The sequence below is a fragment of the Aeribacillus sp. SP014 genome (genome assembly GCF_054055575.1).
Genome location: NZ_JBSRXI010000001.1, coordinates 3,117,667 through 3,136,181, shown reverse-complemented (window position 1 = coordinate 3,136,181; position 18,515 = coordinate 3,117,667). Strand labels below are relative to the sequence as shown.

The 18,515-nt window shown below is 38.3% G+C and carries 20 protein-coding genes and 5 pseudogenes; 20 read left to right on the top strand and 5 right to left on the bottom strand.

Features of this window, described 5'->3' with window-relative positions; all coding sequences use genetic code 11:
* Positions 1-25 precede the first annotated feature (25 nt).
* The 4 genes from ACVIJU_RS15355 to ACVIJU_RS15340 form a co-directional block, all read right to left on the bottom strand.
* Positions 26-391, bottom strand: a complete 366-nt coding sequence (locus tag ACVIJU_RS15355) for a hypothetical protein (protein ID WP_063386436.1) — start codon at positions 389-391, stop codon at positions 26-28.
* 260 nt (positions 392-651) lie between these two features.
* Complete coding sequence (locus ACVIJU_RS15350; protein ID WP_456687732.1) at positions 652-969, bottom strand: thioredoxin family protein; 318 nt, start codon at positions 967-969, stop codon at positions 652-654.
* Between the two features lie 868 nt (positions 970-1,837).
* Entirely contained in the window at positions 1,838-2,026 is a 189-nt protein-coding gene (locus ACVIJU_RS15345) for a type II toxin-antitoxin system PemK/MazF family toxin (protein WP_268753445.1), read from the bottom strand.
* 32 nt (positions 2,027-2,058) lie between these two features.
* Positions 2,059-2,298, bottom strand: coding sequence for a type II toxin-antitoxin system PemK/MazF family toxin (locus ACVIJU_RS15340; RefSeq protein WP_268753444.1), 240 nt, complete (start codon positions 2,296-2,298; stop codon positions 2,059-2,061).
* 484 nt (positions 2,299-2,782) lie between these two features.
* Here ACVIJU_RS15340 and ACVIJU_RS15335 point away from each other — a divergent pair.
* The 6 genes and pseudogenes from ACVIJU_RS15335 to ACVIJU_RS15310 form a co-directional block, all read left to right on the top strand.
* Positions 2,783-3,939 (top strand): IS3 family transposase gene (locus tag ACVIJU_RS15335; RefSeq protein WP_445659443.1). Its coding sequence is split into 2 segments (ribosomal slippage): positions 2,783-3,044 and positions 3,044-3,939, totalling 1,158 coding nucleotides; the frame shifts between segments, so codons are not numbered across the junction.
* 179 nt (positions 3,940-4,118) lie between these two features.
* Complete coding sequence (locus tag ACVIJU_RS15330) at positions 4,119-4,241, top strand: hypothetical protein (protein WP_261308773.1); 123 nt, start codon at positions 4,119-4,121, stop codon at positions 4,239-4,241.
* A 421-nt stretch (positions 4,242-4,662) separates the two neighbouring features.
* Positions 4,663-4,983, top strand: a complete 321-nt coding sequence (gene tnpA, locus ACVIJU_RS15325; protein WP_327864002.1) for an IS66 family insertion sequence element accessory protein TnpA — start codon at positions 4,663-4,665, stop codon at positions 4,981-4,983.
* Positions 4,977-5,333 (top strand): IS66 family insertion sequence element accessory protein TnpB, encoded by a 357-nt coding sequence (tnpB, locus tag ACVIJU_RS15320; RefSeq protein WP_157727923.1) that lies wholly within the window; start codon positions 4,977-4,979, stop codon positions 5,331-5,333. Before tnpA (ACVIJU_RS15325) ends, tnpB begins: the two co-directional genes overlap by 7 nt.
* 61 nt (positions 5,334-5,394) lie before the next feature.
* Entirely contained in the window at positions 5,395-6,972 is a 1,578-nt protein-coding gene (gene tnpC / locus ACVIJU_RS15315; RefSeq protein ID WP_327864003.1) for an IS66 family transposase, read from the top strand.
* A gap of 50 nt (positions 6,973-7,022) precedes the next feature.
* Positions 7,023-7,690, top strand: a pseudogene (locus tag ACVIJU_RS15310) (RHS repeat domain-containing protein); the annotation flags it as partial.
* Here ACVIJU_RS15310 and ACVIJU_RS15305 read toward each other — a convergent pair.
* Positions 7,665-8,833 (bottom strand): IS3 family transposase gene (locus ACVIJU_RS15305; RefSeq protein WP_456687731.1). Its coding sequence is split into 2 segments (ribosomal slippage): positions 7,665-8,566 and positions 8,566-8,833, totalling 1,170 coding nucleotides; the frame shifts between segments, so codons are not numbered across the junction. The pseudogene ACVIJU_RS15310 and the gene ACVIJU_RS15305 sit on opposite strands and share 26 nt — an antisense overlap.
* A gap of 170 nt (positions 8,834-9,003) precedes the next feature.
* On the opposite strand from ACVIJU_RS15305, the pseudogene ACVIJU_RS15300 reads away from it, so the two are divergent.
* The 14 genes and pseudogenes from ACVIJU_RS15300 to ACVIJU_RS15235 form a co-directional block, all read left to right on the top strand.
* Positions 9,004-9,276: pseudogene (locus ACVIJU_RS15300) on the top strand (DUF6431 domain-containing protein); the annotation flags it as partial.
* An 87-nt stretch (positions 9,277-9,363) separates the two neighbouring features.
* A complete protein-coding gene (locus ACVIJU_RS15295) occupies positions 9,364-9,567 on the top strand; it encodes a hypothetical protein (RefSeq protein ID WP_235600483.1) in 204 nt (67 codons plus the stop codon).
* A gap of 140 nt (positions 9,568-9,707) precedes the next feature.
* The gene (locus tag ACVIJU_RS15290; protein ID WP_066252198.1) at positions 9,708-10,958 is read left to right on the top strand and encodes an IS481 family transposase; all 1,251 of its coding nucleotides are present in this window, start codon (positions 9,708-9,710) and stop codon (positions 10,956-10,958) included.
* Positions 10,951-11,751 (top strand): ExeA family protein, encoded by an 801-nt coding sequence (locus ACVIJU_RS15285; RefSeq protein ID WP_063389145.1) that lies wholly within the window; start codon positions 10,951-10,953, stop codon positions 11,749-11,751. The genes ACVIJU_RS15290 and ACVIJU_RS15285 overlap by 8 nt, the downstream gene beginning before the upstream one ends.
* Before the next feature lie 445 nt (positions 11,752-12,196).
* Entirely contained in the window at positions 12,197-12,616 is a 420-nt protein-coding gene (locus tag ACVIJU_RS15280) for a YxiG family protein (protein WP_130158295.1), read from the top strand.
* A gap of 245 nt (positions 12,617-12,861) precedes the next feature.
* Positions 12,862-13,808: pseudogene (locus ACVIJU_RS15275) on the top strand (RHS repeat-associated core domain-containing protein); the annotation flags it as partial.
* A gap of 207 nt (positions 13,809-14,015) precedes the next feature.
* Positions 14,016-14,675 (top strand): hypothetical protein, encoded by a 660-nt coding sequence (locus ACVIJU_RS15270; protein WP_130158294.1) that lies wholly within the window; start codon positions 14,016-14,018, stop codon positions 14,673-14,675.
* Between the two features lie 208 nt (positions 14,676-14,883).
* On the top strand, positions 14,884-15,105 hold the full coding sequence (locus ACVIJU_RS15265; RefSeq protein ID WP_456687730.1) for a hypothetical protein: 222 nt from the start codon (positions 14,884-14,886) through the stop codon (positions 15,103-15,105).
* Positions 15,106-15,240: 135 nt separating this feature from the next.
* Positions 15,241-15,681, top strand: a pseudogene (locus ACVIJU_RS15260) (RHS repeat-associated core domain-containing protein); the annotation flags it as partial.
* Between the two features lie 11 nt (positions 15,682-15,692).
* A complete protein-coding gene (locus tag ACVIJU_RS15255) occupies positions 15,693-15,935 on the top strand; it encodes a hypothetical protein (protein ID WP_117017538.1) in 243 nt (80 codons plus the stop codon).
* 4 nt (positions 15,936-15,939) lie between these two features.
* Positions 15,940-16,731: a hypothetical protein gene (locus ACVIJU_RS15250; RefSeq protein ID WP_456687729.1), complete on the top strand. Its 792-nt coding sequence runs from the start codon at positions 15,940-15,942 to the stop codon at positions 16,729-16,731.
* Positions 16,732-16,965 (top strand): annotated as a pseudogene (gene tnpA, locus ACVIJU_RS15245) (IS200/IS605 family transposase); the annotation flags it as partial.
* A gap of 1,078 nt (positions 16,966-18,043) precedes the next feature.
* Complete coding sequence (locus ACVIJU_RS15240) at positions 18,044-18,196, top strand: hypothetical protein (protein ID WP_161939801.1); 153 nt, start codon at positions 18,044-18,046, stop codon at positions 18,194-18,196.
* Positions 18,180-18,506: a hypothetical protein gene (locus tag ACVIJU_RS15235; protein ID WP_456687728.1), complete on the top strand. Its 327-nt coding sequence runs from the start codon at positions 18,180-18,182 to the stop codon at positions 18,504-18,506. The genes ACVIJU_RS15240 and ACVIJU_RS15235 overlap by 17 nt, the downstream gene beginning before the upstream one ends.
* Positions 18,507-18,515: the final 9 nt, after the last annotated feature.

The following is an 18,515-nucleotide window of genomic DNA, read 5'->3' as shown; positions in this document are numbered from 1 at the left end:
TAATTTTGAAACTTAATGTGAATGTTTAATTGTTAAGCTGCAGTTTTTTGTTCAGATGATTATGGGGGAGGACTTTCTCTAAGTAGCGGACTTGTTTGAAGTAGCTTCTACTCAAGTTTCTCAGACCTTCGGAAGCATCTGTGTCTGATTTTAAGTTAAATTCAACATAAAATGAAGAAAAGAAACGGAATGTACCGCGCATGCATTCCGTTATTTCAACCGCCATCAAGATAGATTTTACGGTTGGCAAAACATTTAGATTTTTCATAAATGAAATAACTAAACGTTTCTTTTTATTCCAGACTTCATTTTCATCATTGGAGGATTTTGCTTGCGGCGTTGGCAAGTTTGCTTTCGTTTGATGATCCAGTCTAACTTTAAGCAGGCTCATTCCCTTTTAGAACAAGAATATTTTTTGGGCTGTCCAGAAAGTCAAAATCCACTGAAAATGAAACATCATAAGCATTGATATATCAACGTTTCTAAAATATTAAAGGGGCGTCTATAAGCCGGAAAATCGACTTATTAGAAGCCCCTATGTGTAGAAGACTCCGCTCATGGAATACATTAGTTAGCATTCCGTCTCTGTGGAAAATCTCAGCCAAAAGGTGCCTTCACCCGCAAACAAGTTACGATTGCTCCGCTAAAAAATTAAATTTTCTTCACTTTCTCCTTAAACTGCTCAACATGAACAAACCGCGCTTCTCGCAAAACCTCTTTTCCATCGACATATAAAATTAAAACAGGTGCGGTAAATATGGATAAGTGACCAGCTATGTTCGGAATATCATCCGCGTTGATAAAGCCCATTTGAATCTTTGGAAACTCAGCCAGCACTTTTTCCACCTTTGGCAGCAAAGCATGACAAACACTGCAATTTGTTTTGGATATATATAAAAATGCCAAATGATGACTATTAATAAATTGCTCGACATCTTCTATGGAAAATAAATCATGGTTTGTCTGCAAAATTCATTTCGTCTCCTTTCATGATCAAAAAACTTACTTCATTATACCATAGGAAGGTATAAAGAAATTGAACAGATGCTTCACACGTTGAGAAGCAGGAGATTCACTTGGAGGGGCTTTAGAAGATGTGTATTGACGGCTTCTATTCTTTAATCGTTTGAATAGAAATATTTGAAAAACTGATTATGAACAAAAACTGGAAGTGATGAATCAAATTTGAGAGTAAACGTTCGATGATTTCAAATTGTGCGGATGATATCGCTTACCTTAACAGGAAAGAAAACGGAAAAACGAATGATGTTAGAAGTCTTTCTTGTATATAACAAAGAAATTTTAACTTATTGCCCTTCGTATTGTTCTTGTTTGTTGATCTGCTGGGCAAAAATACCTTTTTCTATTTATTAGGCAGCTGGCAGCAAAATCAACGGATGCTCTTTTCTACCCCTTGTAAGTGAACACGTACATTAATTATGTTGAATTACACAAGTCATTCAGCCGCTTTGATGCGGAATCATTCAACATCGCAGACCTTTATGTAGATTTTCTTCGAGAGAAATCTTCTCCAATAAATACATTAAACCCCAGCACCTAAGTACTGGGGCAAAAAAACATGAATCCCCCGCTGACGGGGTGAAATGGCCTGCGACGCGGCAGGCAACTTATCATTAAGTTATGAGCTTTTTGCTGATATTATGCAAGGAGAGGAGCCATTTAGGCTCCTCTCCGTTGGAAAACACAAACGAATCCAGGTCTGTGACGAGACAGACAACTTATTTTGTATTTTAAGTATAGAAAAAACCTTGGGAAATGTCAATACATGATCAATACACTGTCAATACGTTACAGATAAATACCCATTTTACACGGTTCATAATCTATTTAAATCAACCTTGTTTATATTGCCGATATGTTGCTTTAGCCTTACTTTGTTGATTGTTGTTAATTCTTCCACCTTTACGGCGGAAGTCTGCGTTAAAAACGGATAGACTTCCTTTTTGAGAAAATAATGTGTCGCAAGTTTTGGCGATACCTTTGTTTTTCCTTTCCGATCTGTTATAATTTTGGTTTTTAACTTTGTAGTCAGCAGAGCTATCTTAACATTACGGTTGTACAGTTAATTCTGTTATTAGAAAGGACAAACACCGGTCGTTCTCCGTTTTGCTCTGTGCCGATATTTTCCCCGAGTTCACAAGTGAAAATGGCCCCTTGAACGATCAGTCGTTTCATTTGCGTTTGCTCATTCTCAATCCATTCATTAGCTAATGTGATCTTATTGGGATACCATTTGTCTAGTTTAGCTTTTTTGTCAGCTTTTTTTAAACTAATCATCGCTCCTGTTTTACTGCATCTGATTCCATCTTCTTCTCCCTTTCCCTTTGTTTTATACCGTCACACTCATGATTGTATCACGTCATGATCTTAAAGTTTGTTAAAGCTTCAATATTTTTTCCGCTATACATTCCCATTATTTTGTCGTTTGCAGGGTATGCCGAAACATCAATAGAATGATTATATAACAGTGTTATAACAGAATGTATCGGTGTTTTGACTAGTGATATAGACGAAGGACTAATATTGATTGAACCGAGAGACGTGTGTACCTAGTTAAGAATGAAGGAATCTGCTTTAAGAAAGTATGCTCTCATTCTCCAAGCAAGACGCGGGTGGGAGCGAGGCTATTTAGAAAAGACATTATATTCTCTTGAAGCGTTTTATGGAGATAAAACAGAGCAGCGATATGACGCCAGTGATGTTAGACTAAAAAGTAGACACAGATTATTATAGTAATAATAGAGAAAAATGAGGTGTCTACATGACAAAAAAACAAAGGCGGTACGAGGAAGACTTTAAGCGTCAAACTGTTCGTTATATTTTGGAGGAAGCGAAATCCGTTGCACAAGTGGCTCGTGAGCTCAAAATTAACGAAAATACTCTTCACGGCTGGATGAAAAAATATAAGCAAGAACCTGAAATATCAGAAACCCAAACGTTTCGATCCGAAGACCACGAAGTTCGTGAACTGAAGAAACGTATTCGGGATCTGGAGGAGGAAAACTCCATCTTAAAAAAGGCGATGCACTTCTTCGCGAAAGACCATCGGTAAAATATTCATTTATCCATAAACATCGCTTCGATTACCGATTGGAGAAGATGTGCGAAGTATTGAAAGTTTCTCGAAGCGGTTATTATAAATGGCGTGATCGTCCCAAAAGTGCTAGACAAGAGCGTCGAGAAGAATTGACGCAGGAAGTGCGTCGTGTGTATATCGAATCCCGCCAACTGTATGGGAGTCCCAAGGTTACCAAAAAGCTTAATCATGGAGGAATTAAGGTTTCACAGAAGACGGTTTCCCGCATAATGAATGAAGAGGGAATGAAGTCTCGTACCGTGAAAAAGCATAAGGCAACTACTAACTCAAAACATAACCATCCGGTCCACGAAAATGTCTTAAACCAACATTTTACTGTTACGAAACCAAATGAAGTATGGGTAGCTGATATCACATACATTCCAACGGATGAAGGTTGGCTTTATCTAGCTAGTATGATGGATTTGTATTCAAGGAAAATAGTCGGCTGGCATATAGACTGTTCAATGAAAAAGGAGCTAGTGTTAAGTGCTTTAAAGCAAGCCTATCAGCGTCAACAACCACAGGGTTCTATCCTCCATCATTCTGATCGAGGGAGTCAATATGCTTCAAATGACTATCAAGCTAAGCTAATGGAATACGGAATGAAATGTAGCATGAGCCGCAAAGGAAATTGTTATGACAACGCTTGTATTGAATCATTTCATGGGATAATAAAAAAAGAACTAATCTATCAGACTCGTTATAAAACAAGGGAAGAAGCAAAAAAGAGCATATTTGAGTATATAGAAATATTTTACAATAATAAACGTATTCACTCCGCAACAGAGTATTTTTCACCATCTGAATACGAACGTATGTACGACAAAAAGGGAGCTTAATGAGCATATTAATAGAATAGTTAGACCCGAAAATTTACCTTTAAAAATAATTAGGACAACGTCGTAATTATTTTTAAAAGGCCACCAAGCGATAGCGCGGTAGCTGCGAAAAAAATTTATAAATTTTTGTGTCTACTTTATTGACCTAATATCACCAGAAACAAGCGGCAGAAGCAGTAATGGCATGTGTTCGACAATCAAACGTAGCAGTTTGCGAAATGAAGACAAAACGGGAATTAGATCGTTATAACGATAATATACAAACGTTAAAAGTGATGGTGCCAAACAAAACGATCTGCTAAAGTACTCATGATGAGGTTAGATCAACAACAGAAATACATAAAGGAAAGGGATGAACTTCTCACGCGGTTTCTAAAGGAATCCATGGAGACACACAAAATGATCACTGTGGCCAAAGAGGAAGAGCAAAAGAAGAAAAAGTGTTTTGGTCTCTTCATCTCTTTTGTGATTGTTCATTTCACATGCATCCTCTTTTCCCTCAAGTTCAGTATTCATGCGAGAATCAAAATTGTACATTTATTAAATTAGCATTCATATGCATCTTCGCTCTGTATGAGTAAAATGTTTGTTGGAGAAAGATAAGATCCTTCCGTTAGAAGCAGGAGTTTCTCTTAAATGTAAGCGTCAAATCTTGCACACCTTCTTGATGTGCTAATTTCATGAGATAATCTCCTCAAGATGAAATTGAAGGGGGTTTTTTTTATGCCTAAGAATACTGAATTACAAAAGGTTTGGGAACAACGAATCGCTGACTATCGTAAAAGCGGTCAAACTCAAGTAAACTGGTGCAAGGAAAATCAATGGAGTATTCACCAGTTTAAATACTGGTTAAGAAAAATTGAAAATCCAATAAAAAATCAAGGAAAGTCTACAAAATGGGCATCCGTTACCCTAGAAGATCATTCACAAACAGTTGAAAATTCATTACGGATTGAAATTAGTGGGATTTCAATTGAAGTAAAACCTGGTTTCGATCCGGCCTTTCTTTCAGAAGTGGTTAGGACGTTGAAATCAACATGTTAGCTGGTACAAGAGCTGAACGAGTTTACTTGGCAAAAGGAAGTACTGATTTGAGAAAATCCATTGATGGATTAGCTGCTTTGGTGAAAGAGGGATTTGATTTAGATCCCTTTTCATCAAGCTATTTTGTGTTCTGTAATCGAAAGCGAGATAAATTAAAAATTCTTCACTGGGACTATAATGGTTTTTGGCTTTATTATCGTCGATTGGAAAAAGGAAAATTTCAATGGCCAAATGAAAATGACACTGGAACGATACAAATTAGTTATCGGCAATTACGCTGGTTATTGGATGGTCTTGCAATGGAGCAAAAGAAAGCACACCCAGAAGTAAAGGCTAGAACAGTTATATGAATTTTTTACTTTTAACAAAAACCTTGGAGGAAAATAGCTAAAACCGTCGAATTATTACTACATGATGAAAAATTTAAAGAATCCTACCCAAAACCCATTTGAATTAATTGAAAAACTTCAACAGCAAATCGTTGAATTGACGGCGAAATTACGATGGTATGAAGAACAGTATCGTCTTAGTCAAAAACGAAAATTTGGCTCTTCAAGCGAAAAAACAAATCCTAATCAATTAGAACTACCTTTATTCAATGAAGCAGAGGTAGAGTCTAATGTAAAAGCCGAAGAGCCAACTGTTGAAACAATTACATATCGTCGTAAAAAGAAACGTGGTCAACGTCAAGCTACGTTTGAAAACCTGCCTATGGAAACGATTGAATATCGTTTACCCGAAGAAGAGCAGGTCTGTTCGTGTTGCGGTGAAAAAACACACGAAATGAGCACAGAAGTACGACAAGAATTAGTGATTATTCCGGCTCAAGTCAAAGTTTTAAAACACGTTCGATATGTCTATGGATGCCGTCATTGTGAGCGTAATGAAATAGAGACACCAATCGTTACAGCACCTGCCCCAAAATCTGTGTATCCAAAAAGTTTAGCTTCACCGTCAAGCATGGCATATATTATGAATCAAAAATATGTAGAGGGGCTACCTCTATATCGCCAAGAACAACAGTTCAAACGATTAGGTGTGATCTTATCCAGGCAAACCATGGCCAATTGGATGCTTTATGGTGCCGAAAAATGGCTTGCGCCAATTTATCAACGAATGAAAGAGCATCTCCTCTCTAAAGACATTCTACATGCGGATGAAACAACTGTTCAGGTTTTACATGAACCTGGAAGGTCAAGTACATCGAAATCTTACATGTGGCTTTATCGGACTGGAAGAGAGGATCCACCACTTGTCCTTTATGACTATCAGGAAACTAGAGCAGGAGAACATGCCAAAGAATTCCTAAAAGGGTTTAAAGGATACCTGCATGTCGATGGATATGCAGGATACCATAAGGTATCCGGCGTAACATTAGTTGGATGTTGGGCTCATGCCCGCAGAAAGTTCGATGAGGCTTTAAACGTACTTCCTGAATCCAAACGTCATTCAGCAGTCACAGCTCGGGAAGGACTCAATTTCTGTAATCAGCTATTTGCCATCGAGCGTGATTTGAAAGAATGTACACCAGAAGAACGATATAAAAAACGACTTAAACACAGCCAACCATTGTTGGAGGCTTTTTCAGCATGGCTAAAAACAGAGAAAAGCAATGTTTTACCAAAGAGTCTATTAGGTCAAGCCATTACATACTGCCTCAACCAATGGGAAAAACTCGTGGCATTTTTAGAGGATGGACGTTTAGAAATCGATAATAATCGAAGTGAACGATCCATTAAACCATTTGTGATCGGAAGGAAGAACTGGATTTTTAGCAATACTCCGAAAGGAGCTAAGGTCAGCTCAATCATTTACAGTATTGTGGAGACAGCAAAAGAGAATAAATTAAATCCATTTTATTATCTTCGCTACTTATTTGAAAGGCTTCCCAATATGGATATAAGCAATATGGATGAGCTTGATCAACTACTTCCTTGGTCCAAAACAATTCCTTTGAATTGTCGGGTTTTTAATAATTTATCACAATAATAGTATTTAATCCCTATCATTAAAAGGTGGGGATTATTTTACGCTTACCCACCTACTTCTACCACTACAACGCGCAGGCGATGTCATTTCTTTAACAGATGCGCAAGGAAACATTGCCGCGCGCTATCAATACGATACATGGGGCAAGATTCTTTCCCAATCCGGCTCCTTGGCCGACGAAAACCCATACCGCTATGCGGGATACCAATATGACCAAGAAACGGGTCTATACTACCTGATCGCCCGATACTACCATCCAACTCATGGCGTGTTCTTGTCCATGGACCCTGATCCAGGAGATTCGGACGATATCTTGATGCAGAACGGCTATACGTACGCAAATAACAACCCGGTGATGCTGCTCGATCCGGATGGGCACTTTGTTTGGATGGCCATCAATGCGGGATTTGCGGCGTATGATGGGTATAAAGCCTTTAAAAAAGGCGGTTGGAAAGCGGCGGCGATTGCCGTTGGCGTAGGACTGGTTGGTGGTGCTGCGTTTAAAGGTGCCAAAATTGCGTATAGAGCATATAAAGCAGGTAAATTTTCAAGAACTTATCGTTTAGCGAAAAAAGTTGCAAAAAAACATGGAGGTACTTTGGAAAGAGCTAAGGGCAATGGATGGAAAGTATCTATTCTTGTGGTGTTATGTCAAGAAAACGGACACATTAAACAGAGAGAAATAGCTGAACTTAGGCAGCTACTTTTCTCTGGTTAGCGTAATATGCAGCTTCAAATTCACATGGCGATACATAGCCAAGGGCTGAATGACTTCTTTTGCGGTTGTAGAAGCATTCGATGTACTCAAAAACGGCTTGTTTCGCTTCTTTTCGCGTGCGGAATCGATTCAGATAAATACACTCTTTCTTGATGAGGCTATGAAACGACTCCATACAAGCATTGTCGTAACAGTTCCCACGTCTCGACATGCTCACTTGAAAATGATGTTCCTGTAAAAGTTGCTGATAGTCATTCGAAGCATATTGGCTCCCACGATCCGAATGATGAATCACTCGTCCCGTTGGTTTTTCGCTGTTTAGAGCCCGTTGTAACGCTTTGATGACTAACTCTTTCGTCATTCGTGTATCGATATACCATCCTACAATCTTACGAGTATATAAATCCATGATACTCGCTAAATACAACCAGCCTTCGTCGGTAGGAATGTACGTAATATCTGCCATCCATATTTCATTCGGAGCCGTTGCTTGGAAGTTCTGTTTCAATAGATTGGCATATACGTTGTAAGGATGGTTACTGTTCGTAGTGGCTTTGAATTTACGGACGGTAATGGATCTCAAGCCTTCTTCGCTCATGATGCGAGCGACCGTCTTTTGAGACACACGAATCCCTTGTTTGCGTAGTTCTTGCGTAATTTTCGGACTGCCGTAAATCTTACGGGACTTTAGATACTCATTTCGAATTTGTTGAGTGAGTTGTTCTTTTCGTTCTTTCTGTTTGCTTTTCGCACGCTTGAGCCAGTCGTAATACCCACTTCTTGAAACACCGAAAACTTGGCACATCTTCACCATGCGAAATTCATTACGGTGTTGAAAAATGAATGCGTAAATTACTTCTGGTTTCTGGTGAAGATGCCTAACGCCTTTTTTAGGATCGCTAATTCCTCCTCCAACTCTTGATTGCGACGGCGTAACTCGATGATTTCTTGATTTTGTGGCTTGATGTTGCCTGAACCTACAAAGCTTGTTCCATTGCTTTCTTTATATTCTTTGACCCAACGATGAAGAGTGTTGTAAGCCAAACCCAGTTCTTTTGCCACTTGGGCGATGGACTTGTCCCCCTCCAAGCATAACTCAACAGCTTGAATCTTGTATTCTTGATCAAATGTTCTCTTTTTCATGATTGGACACCTCGAACCTATTGTAATTAAGTTTATTATTGTAAATTATCATTTTATCTCCGCATAAAAAGCCTTCTTTTTTGCAAATTCCTTCGGGATGTTCTTCTCCCCTTTTCTGAAAGAGTGTGCTAAATTTTTAGTAAATTGTTTCGGAGGGGGAGAACGAGACCGTGATTCGATTGTACGACTTTGGAATCGATGTGCAAACCTATGCGGACTTAGGAAAACAGAATGCTTTTCCGTCGATCCATCGTTGTCCACATTGCCAAGTCAAGCGAACCCTTTACCGTCACGGCTATTATGAACGAAATGCATTAATGGGACAAGAAGCCTATCGGATTTGGATTGCTCGTTATCGATGCACGATATGCCAAAAGACGGTTACGGTGCTTCCCACGTTTCTCTTCCCTTATTTCCAATACACGATTTGGACGATCCTCCCATGTATCAACGAGCGCCTCTCGTTTCTCTTAGACAAGGGGACACGTTCGTCAAGGTTCTTTCCTACCCGACAAGGAGTCTATTTTTATATGCGTCGACTACTCTCCAACTTACCGTGGCTTCGTTGGTTTTTTCAAACCAAAGGGAAGCGAATTCTTGGGTTGTCCGATGAACCACTCGTTCAAGCACAGGAGTGGATTCAAAAAATGGAGGAGGTCTGTTTGGAAAAACTCATCCAAGCGATGTGGAATGAACAATCTACCCATTTTTTAGCGAATAGATTCGGTGCCTAATTTGTTTCTTTTTGGATCTATTTCCAAAAGCAATCGATTCCACAAACCTTTTGCGTCGACGAGTGGAAAGTGATGGGTTATGATGAAGGCAGGACGAACCTGTTGGTTCTTCCGCAAAATCGAAGAAGGAGGAAACCCTGATGGACGAATCGGTGAGACAAGAAATCGCCCTATTTCGGTATGGATTGATCGCACCGTTAGTCAATGGGCAGGTGGATCGGACATCGTACCTGAAGGAGGTGTCAACGCGCATGCATTGGGTTCCGCACTATGGAGAGAAACGGATCGCAGCGAAGACGATTCTAGATTGGTGCACGCAGTACAAAAAAGGGGGCTTTGAGGCGCTGAAGCCAAAACGACGGTCAGACCGTGGTCATTCCCGAAGGCTGTCACCTGAAGACGAAGATCATATTTTAACCCTAAGAAAAAAACTTCCCCACATGCCCGTGACGGTGTTTTACCAACACCTTATTGAGCAGGGGGAAATCGAAAAACAACTTGTATCTTACTTTACTATATATCGATTGTGCAAAAAATACAACCTCGTGGGGAAAGAAATTTTACCGATTCCTGAACGAAAACGGTTTGCGTACGATCGAGTCAATGAGTTATGGCAAGGGGATTTGTCCCATGGTCCAATGATACGAGAGAATGGAAAAGCGCAAAAAACATTTTTGATTGCCTACATCGATGACTGTTCGCGGGTCGTACCGTACGCTCAGTTTTTCTCTTCCGAGAAATTTGACGGGTTGCGGATCGTGACCAAAGAAGCGCTGCTTCGGTACGGGAAGCCGAAACGAATTTATTCGGACAACGGCAAAATTTATCGATCGGAGACACTACAATATGCTTGCGCAGAATTAGGGATCACGCTCATTCATACGCAGCCATATGATCCACAGAGCAAAGGGAAAATCGAGCGATTTTTTAAGACGGTGCAAACTCGGTTTTCCCCGTTGTTGGAGATGAAACCGGCTACGTCGCTTCAAGAGCTGAACGAACGCTTCTGGAAGTGGCTCGAAAAAGACTACCACCGGAAGCCCCATGCGTCGTTAGACGGAAAAACGCCGCATGAAGTGTTTCAATCGCAAGTGCACGTAGTATCATTCGTGGAGGATGCGACTTGGCTGGATACGGTCTTTTTGAAGCGAGAGTTTCGCAAAGTGAAAGCCGATGGGACGATTACGTTAAACAAACAGCTGTATGAGGTTCCACCTCGGTTTATCGGACAATCAGTGGAAATTCGGTATGATGAGCAAGGGGTGTATGTATACGAAGACGGCAAAGAAGCAGCGAAAGCGACGCTGGTGCGTCTGCACGATAATGCCCACGTGAAACGCCATCGATCGCCATTTACGGGACTAGGAAAGGAGGAAGGAACGGATGTATAAAACGTTCTACTCCCTTTCTCGAGAGCCGTTTTCGAAAGACACAAGTCCGTCTGAAGCATATCGAGGGTCTTCTTACGAAGAGGCATTACATGCATTGGATTACGTGAAACGAACGAAAGGAATCGGTCTACTGACAGGAGAGCCGGGGGTGGGGAAAACGTTCGCCCTTCGGACGTTCAAAGAATCGTTACATCCTTCGTTGTATCACGTGGTGTATTTCCCGTTATCAACGGGTGGTGTGATGGATTTTTATCGAGGACTAGCCTTAGGGTTAGGCGAGGAGCCGAAATACCGCAAGGTGGACTTGTTTTACCAAATTCAACAAGGAATTGAACGAATGTATCATGAACGTCGAATCACCCCTGTGATTCTGCTTGATGAAATGCATCTAGCGAAAGATGCGTTTTTGCAGGATATCGCCATTCTGTTTAATTTTCACATGGATTCAACGAATCCGTTCGTGTTGATTTTGGCAGGGCTGCCGCACTTACAGATACGACTGCGCTTGAATCACCATCGTCCGCTTCAGCAACGAATCATCATGCGATATCGGATGGGGACACTCTCCAAAGAAGAAGTGGCAGCGTACATTGAGCAGCGAATGAAGCAAGCAGGGGTAAAACACTCGATTTTTACCCCTGCGGCTCTAGAGGCAATTGCCCTACAGTCGCAAGGATGGCCACGAGTCATCAATACGTTAACGACTACCTGCCTTTTATACGGCTACCAGCTAAAAAAAGACGTGATTGACGAAGAAATTGTTCGAATGGCGGTGGAGGAAACAGGGGCATAATGAAAGGGGCCGAACGGCTCCTTTTGGTTTTACGATTCTCGTCTGAAATAGTGCGCAAACAATCGGAAAAAGCGTGCAAAATCGGAGAGAATTCGCAAACATTTTGCGAGGTATTTCCGATTTTAGTCCAAAATAATTTGAAAAAAGTGGTTCTAAAATAGTGTGCTAATTTACATTATTATAATCTCCCTGTTCTCCGTGTCCAATTTTTAGACTAACATCACTTGATGGAAAGCACTCCTATCGGGTTAGAGTGATGAATGCTGGCTCTGGTAATAGAAAGAAAGCATATTATCGAATAAGTCATTCCAATATGGTTCATTCGATAGGTATGGCAACAAAAGTAGTGATAGGTTACACACACATATTAATCTTTCAAGGAAATCTTATAAAGAAATAAGCCATATTTTAAATAAAAAATATTAGAACAGAAAGAAGGAGTAATATGGGGAACGCTGATATACAGAAAATACTTGATAAGCTATGGGGCGCTGAAATTTTAGATACACAAGTAGACTTACTAAATGACATTATAAAATTTAAGATTAAGATTACGGATGATAAGGTTGTAAAATTTCATGAAATAGCTTTTATTGATGTTTCTTCATTTTACTTTGTGAAGGATAGTGAAGAATTTAGATTTAATTTTTATGATAGGGAAAAAGTGGATTTTTTGGAGTTAACCTCCATCCATTATCAAAACGAACCTTTAGGTGAACTACATTTTTGCTTACCAAATGAGGAGGAATGGAGTAAACAATATCATTCTAAAGTAAATATTATAATAGAAATTTGGGATTCAATTTTGTTGATTGAGACAAGAAAAATTTCTCTAGATGGAAAAATAATAAATATAAAAAAATAATTTATTATTTGATTTTGAATTGAGGATGGCTATTAGAAAGAAATTAAAACCTTAAATATGAGAGGCAAATTTATCGTTTAAAAGGGGGAATCACCCCCTTTTTTATAGTTAAATTTTTGAGGATTATTTATAAACAACGTTTAGCCTAATTTTAGCTTGATTAACCTTTGAAGACATAGGTTCGTTTAGACAGCCTTCAGTTACAATGAACAACAACTATACTTATGACGGATTTAATTAGTTGAAAGAAAGTTGTGAAAACAAAGGATGGACAATCGACGACGACCAATGCCGATTATAACGAGGCCAATCAGCTTATTCGGTTTGGCAGCGAAACGATGAGGTACGATGCCAACGGCAACCGATTGGAAGACGGCCAGTATCGATATGAATGGAACGAAGCGGATCAATTGGTTTCGATTACAAGAAAAGGCGAAAGCACGCCGTTTGTCACATACAAATACGATGAAGATGGCCGGCGTATTCAAAAGAATGTGAATGGCGTTATTACGAACTATCATTACCAAGGCGATAGCCTCAACGTCTTATATGAAACCGACGCGAGCGGAAATGTGGTAAGATCGTATATATACGGGGAAAACGGGCAGCTGTTGGCGATGAAAAAAGGTAGTGCCACCTACTTTTACCACTATAACGCCCATGGCGATGTCATTGCTTTGACGGATGCGCAAGGAAACATTGCCGCGCGCTATCAATACGATACATGGGGCAAGATTCTTTCCCAATCAGGTGGGATGGCCGACGAAAACCCATACCGATATGCGGGATACCAATATGACCGAGAAACGGGTCTATACTACCTGATCGCCCGATACTATCACCCAGAGCATGGCGTGTTCTTGTCGGTGGATCCAGATCCAGGAGATTCGGATGATATCCTGACACAAAACGGCTATACGTATGCGAATAACAACCCAGTCATGTTGGTGGATCCGGATGGGCATTGGGTATGGCTGGCCATCATGCAGGGTTTGTGGTTTATGACGGGTATAAGGCGTACAAGTCAGGAAAAGGATGGAAAGGTGTCGCAACTGCAGCGACGTTTGGATTTATTGGTGGGGGACGGATTAAAGCTGTTAAGAAAATAACACATAGTGTTTATACATTGACAAAGAATGGGAAAGTCGTATATGTGGGGAGGACAAAAAATATTGCTAATCGAAGAAGTGCGCATAAAAGGAAACATGGCGATTCAACGTTTAATGTAGTTAAAAAGAATCTGAGTTATGCAGAAGCTAGAGGTTTAGAACATAGGCTATATCTAAGATATGGAGAGAAATAAAATTAGACCGATAAGTCGTCAGAATAAGAACTATAAATATTACATCCGTGCATCTAGAAAAGTATATAGGTAATTAAAGTAGATGGGGGAATTGCAATGAATGAAAAAATACTTGAGTTGCATGAATTACTTACTTCTAAATTTAAAGAAATGAACGATGATTCGTTAAAGGAGATTGAAGAGACATTATTTAAAGCTTTAAATTTTGATCGGAGGAAAGCCCCCGAAAAAACAATATTAGAGGTAAAAATAAAATTCAAAAAAAATAACTTAAAATCTAACGTAATAAGTAAAGGGGATATTTTTGAAATTTATTTAGAAGATATTAGTAAATATGTATACGGTGTTGTTGTATCTGGAGAAATAAGTAGAAACAGAAACGAAGAAATTTTAATTGGCTATCTGAACAAGTTCTCTTCAACAAAGCTTCCAATAAATGAGATTTTCCAGATGATAAAAGCGAAACAATTTTTATTCATAGCCAATACAGGAATCACTGGGATTAAAAAGGGAAAATGGATATTAGTCACAAATTATACTAATAAAATATTTGATGATGAGGAATTACGTCAGTTGCCATATAAAATTTATTTTATGGATAAGTATTATAAAAGCGTTGGTGACAGTGTAAAGGAAATTTTAGAATGCGAGGTGATTTCTAAAGAAGAAGCAGATAAAATCCCTAACCCTCTTGGAATCGTTGGTGAAAAAGAAATTGAAAATATGTTAATTGAAACATTCAAAAGTACTATTTAAGAATTCTGATGCTCTGTTTGAAATTAAATTTTGCAAATACCGTATTCAAGCTTACTAGAGAACAAAACTCAATGGCTTCTCAGCTTGTTGTTAATAAGTTTAAGAAAAGTAAAATTTTAAAAAAATAGTTTTAGAGTATATAAAATGGAAGTTGAAGTTTTATTACAAAATTTAAAAAATTACTATAATCATGATAAGGGAAAAAGAAATGCTGAAACTTCATTCGTTTAATCCTAAAGATAAACCAGAATATATAAAAATTAAGAAGAAAATGAAGTCTCAAAATGGGTTTAAGTTGATTACATTTACAGAAGAGAATTATTATTGCAAAGCTAATTCAAATGCGCTCCAATTTACTTTTGAAGCAGGAATAGCAATGTTGTTAGAAGGAAAAACGAAAATTTTTAATCAGTTGTGGTCGTACTCCTGAAGAATTAATTATTACTTCGAATACAGATGATATTGCTAGAATTTTGTGTTAAAAAAAGAGTTAATGCCTTATACATTTGAGGTGAATTCTATTATTTAAGTGGGGAACAAATCCTCACTTTTTCTTTTAGATCTAGGAAACATTGCCTCGAGCTATCAATACGATACGTGGGGGAATATTCTTTCCCAATCAGGGGATATGGCAGCGGAAAACCCATATCGCTACGCAGGATACCAATATGATGAAGAGACCGGGCTATACTACCTGATCGCCCGATACTATCATCCAACTCATGGCGTGTTCTTATCCATGGACCTTGATCCAGGAGATTCGGACGATATCTTGACGCAAAACGGCTATACGTATGCGAACAACAACCCGGTGATGCTGGTCGATCCGGATGGGCATTATGCTCATATTGTTATTATAGCTGGAATGGGGGCTTATAGAGCTTATAAGATTTATAAGGTCTACAAGAAGTATAAAAAAATTTCAAAAAAATATCATTCGAATCGTAAAAGAAATTCTGCGATACATCATGGATATGAAATTTATGATAAAAAACTAATAAAGTAGTTAAAGTTGGTATTAGTAGTGGAAGGATTTCTAAAAAGGGAAAATCATATCGCGCTGAAAGACAAGTTAGAAAGTGGAATAGGCAATACAGGACAGATCGGTATGCTTCACGAATAGTAAAAACTAACATACGTGGTAGGTATAATGCACTGAGATGGAAAAAAAGCATAAGGAATACATTAATAGAATCCAGCCTAACAACAAATTATCACCTCCATTTCACTATCGTCCATAAATTTAATAAAAGGAAGTGAAAAAATGACTGTTATAAGGGATATTCAACTTTCTATTCCAAGTGATATAAACTATTTTGATCATACTGTAATAGTTGACTATGATACTGGTGAGACAAGCCCCTTTACCGATTATAGGCAAAGCAAGTCCGCCATCTTTCATTATGAAACAAGATGTATTACATCACTTTATACTTGTCTTTTGACCGAAATTCATACAGATGGGGAAAAGGGGGTTATCATTCAATGCGTACCGGAGCTATCTAAATTAAGCGAGAAAGAAATTGAAATGGAAATGGTACCCGATTTTATTACTGTTTATGTTGAAATGGATTATAATCAATACTTCTCTCTTACGGATGACTTGGAAAAAAAGAAAATGGTATTAGAAGTGTTACAAGAGGGTATGGAAAAACTTGCTGATGAGCGAGGATGGGATAAGCAAATTTTTCGTGAAATATACAACAAGATAAAAGAATTAAATTACAAAAATACATTTATCTATAAGAAAAAGAGCAGCCCTAATCGTAGATATATATGTAGCATTATATGTGAACACGAAGTCTCTTATGTAGATATATATTTAGAAATAAAACGTCGAAAAGGAAATAAGGTTTTAAAAAAAGAAAGATTGGTAAGAGTAGACAGACCACACGAATCTTTTTATTGGAGATATTTAGGTGATTTAACATGGACACTAAATCATAAGGTAACATTTACCGATCATTTACATCATTTTGGGTGGGCTGTAACTTTTTTAGAAAAAGAAACGCAGCTTATATGGAAAGTAAATAAAGTTTCGTATCTTTCTTCATAAATTCATATGTTAGTAAATCTCCCGCCAAAAATGAGTGTTTCCTCGTTTGTGGGATATTTAAAAGAGAAAAGCAGTTTAATGATATTTGATAGACATGTACATTTAAAATATCGGTATGGCAACAGAAAATTTTGGTGCAGAGGTTTTTATGTGGATGCGGTAGGAAGAAATAAGAAAGTAATTGAAGAATATATACGGAATCAAATACAGGATGATATAGTTACAGATCAAATAAGATAGATCCGTTCACGAGGAAAGAGATAAAAAGTAACCATTTGAGGGCTGCCGGAAGAGAAGTGCGGTTGGCGAACCTTTCATACTCTTTTAGGGGCTGGCCAGTAACAAAGGCTTTCAGCCGTAGAACAAACCATCCGTTCACACGGGTGGTTTTGATTTAGGGACTTATCGGACATCTCCTCTGTATTTTTATTATGTAATAAACACCTATGATAATATTGTTTTGTTGTAAAACCGATCAACCGATAACGAGCGAGCATTTGCGTAGTTTTTTGAGTACAGACACAAAAACTGAGCTTCAGGCTATTCTTGAATACTATGCGAAACGCTGGTCGATCGAAATCTACTTTCGGCAAACGAAAGAAACATTAGGGGCTGTCCAGAAAGTCAAAATCCATTGAAAACGAAACATCATAAAATCAACATTTCTAAAACATTAAAGGGACGTCTATAAGCCGGAAAATCGACTTATTAGACAGCCCCGACATGAGCGAGGCATTAAACGATTTTGGGTCATCGTACAATTTACGTATATCTATTGCATGACAGAACATTCAAGTGATTTTTCAACCGGTCTTGCGAGTGTGAGATCGAGAAAAATTCACAATCTCATTGAGTTTATTTATTACGAAGCTCAACGAGGAGTGCCACTAGATTCCATTAAACACCAGTTACGAGTGGCATAAGGGTATCTTTGTTTACTTTTTGAAGATGGTAATAAATGTAATGGAATTCACTCATCTACAGTTAAATACTAACAGTGCATGTCCAATACATGTGCAAGAATAACCTTCATCCATAGCATCCCACCCTCTTTGGGAGTGGGTTTTTAATAAAGAAAAGCTTGTCAAATTTTATTTTAATTGTAAAATACTAGTTATATAGGTAATTATATGAAAATTAAAAATATTTGTTTGGGTTCATTGCACTTTTTTGTCCTTATTTTTATACGAGTTTTCCAGTAAATGCACAAAGTAATCTTCAGACAATTATCATCGCCTGATTATATGACGAATTGCCCTGTGATTTAATTGAAGATTTAGAAACAGTTCCGACTGTGGAGAAGGGAGAAGAGGTGATCTCTCGGCAAGATGGATTTGAAGTGAAAATTGACATAGACGATCAAGAAGCGGGCTCGGAGCTATCGGTTTCTGTCGATTCCCCAAACTTAGAGGATGATGGAGCACTTTTGTTTGTAAGAAGGAGTGTAGATGATTATGAATATTGAGCCAAGTGTTTATGAACCTACATATATATCCATCTTGTTGATCTTACTCGGTTTAGGTTATTTATTTTTAATAGGATTAGCTATTTCTAAATATCAATTTAAGATTTCTGGTAAAATTTTTTTGGTAATATCCATTGTAATTTATTTATTGGTCGGAGCTTATATGGTAGGAACAGGATATTATATCGATGAGGAGGCACCTGATGCGCTTGTTTTTCATAAATTTGGCTTTTTGGAATTAATCATCCTGTCCTATGCGTACATTTTTTTAGGACTTGCAGTAGGATTTGGGAAAAGGAAAGAGAATTGAAATTGGAAA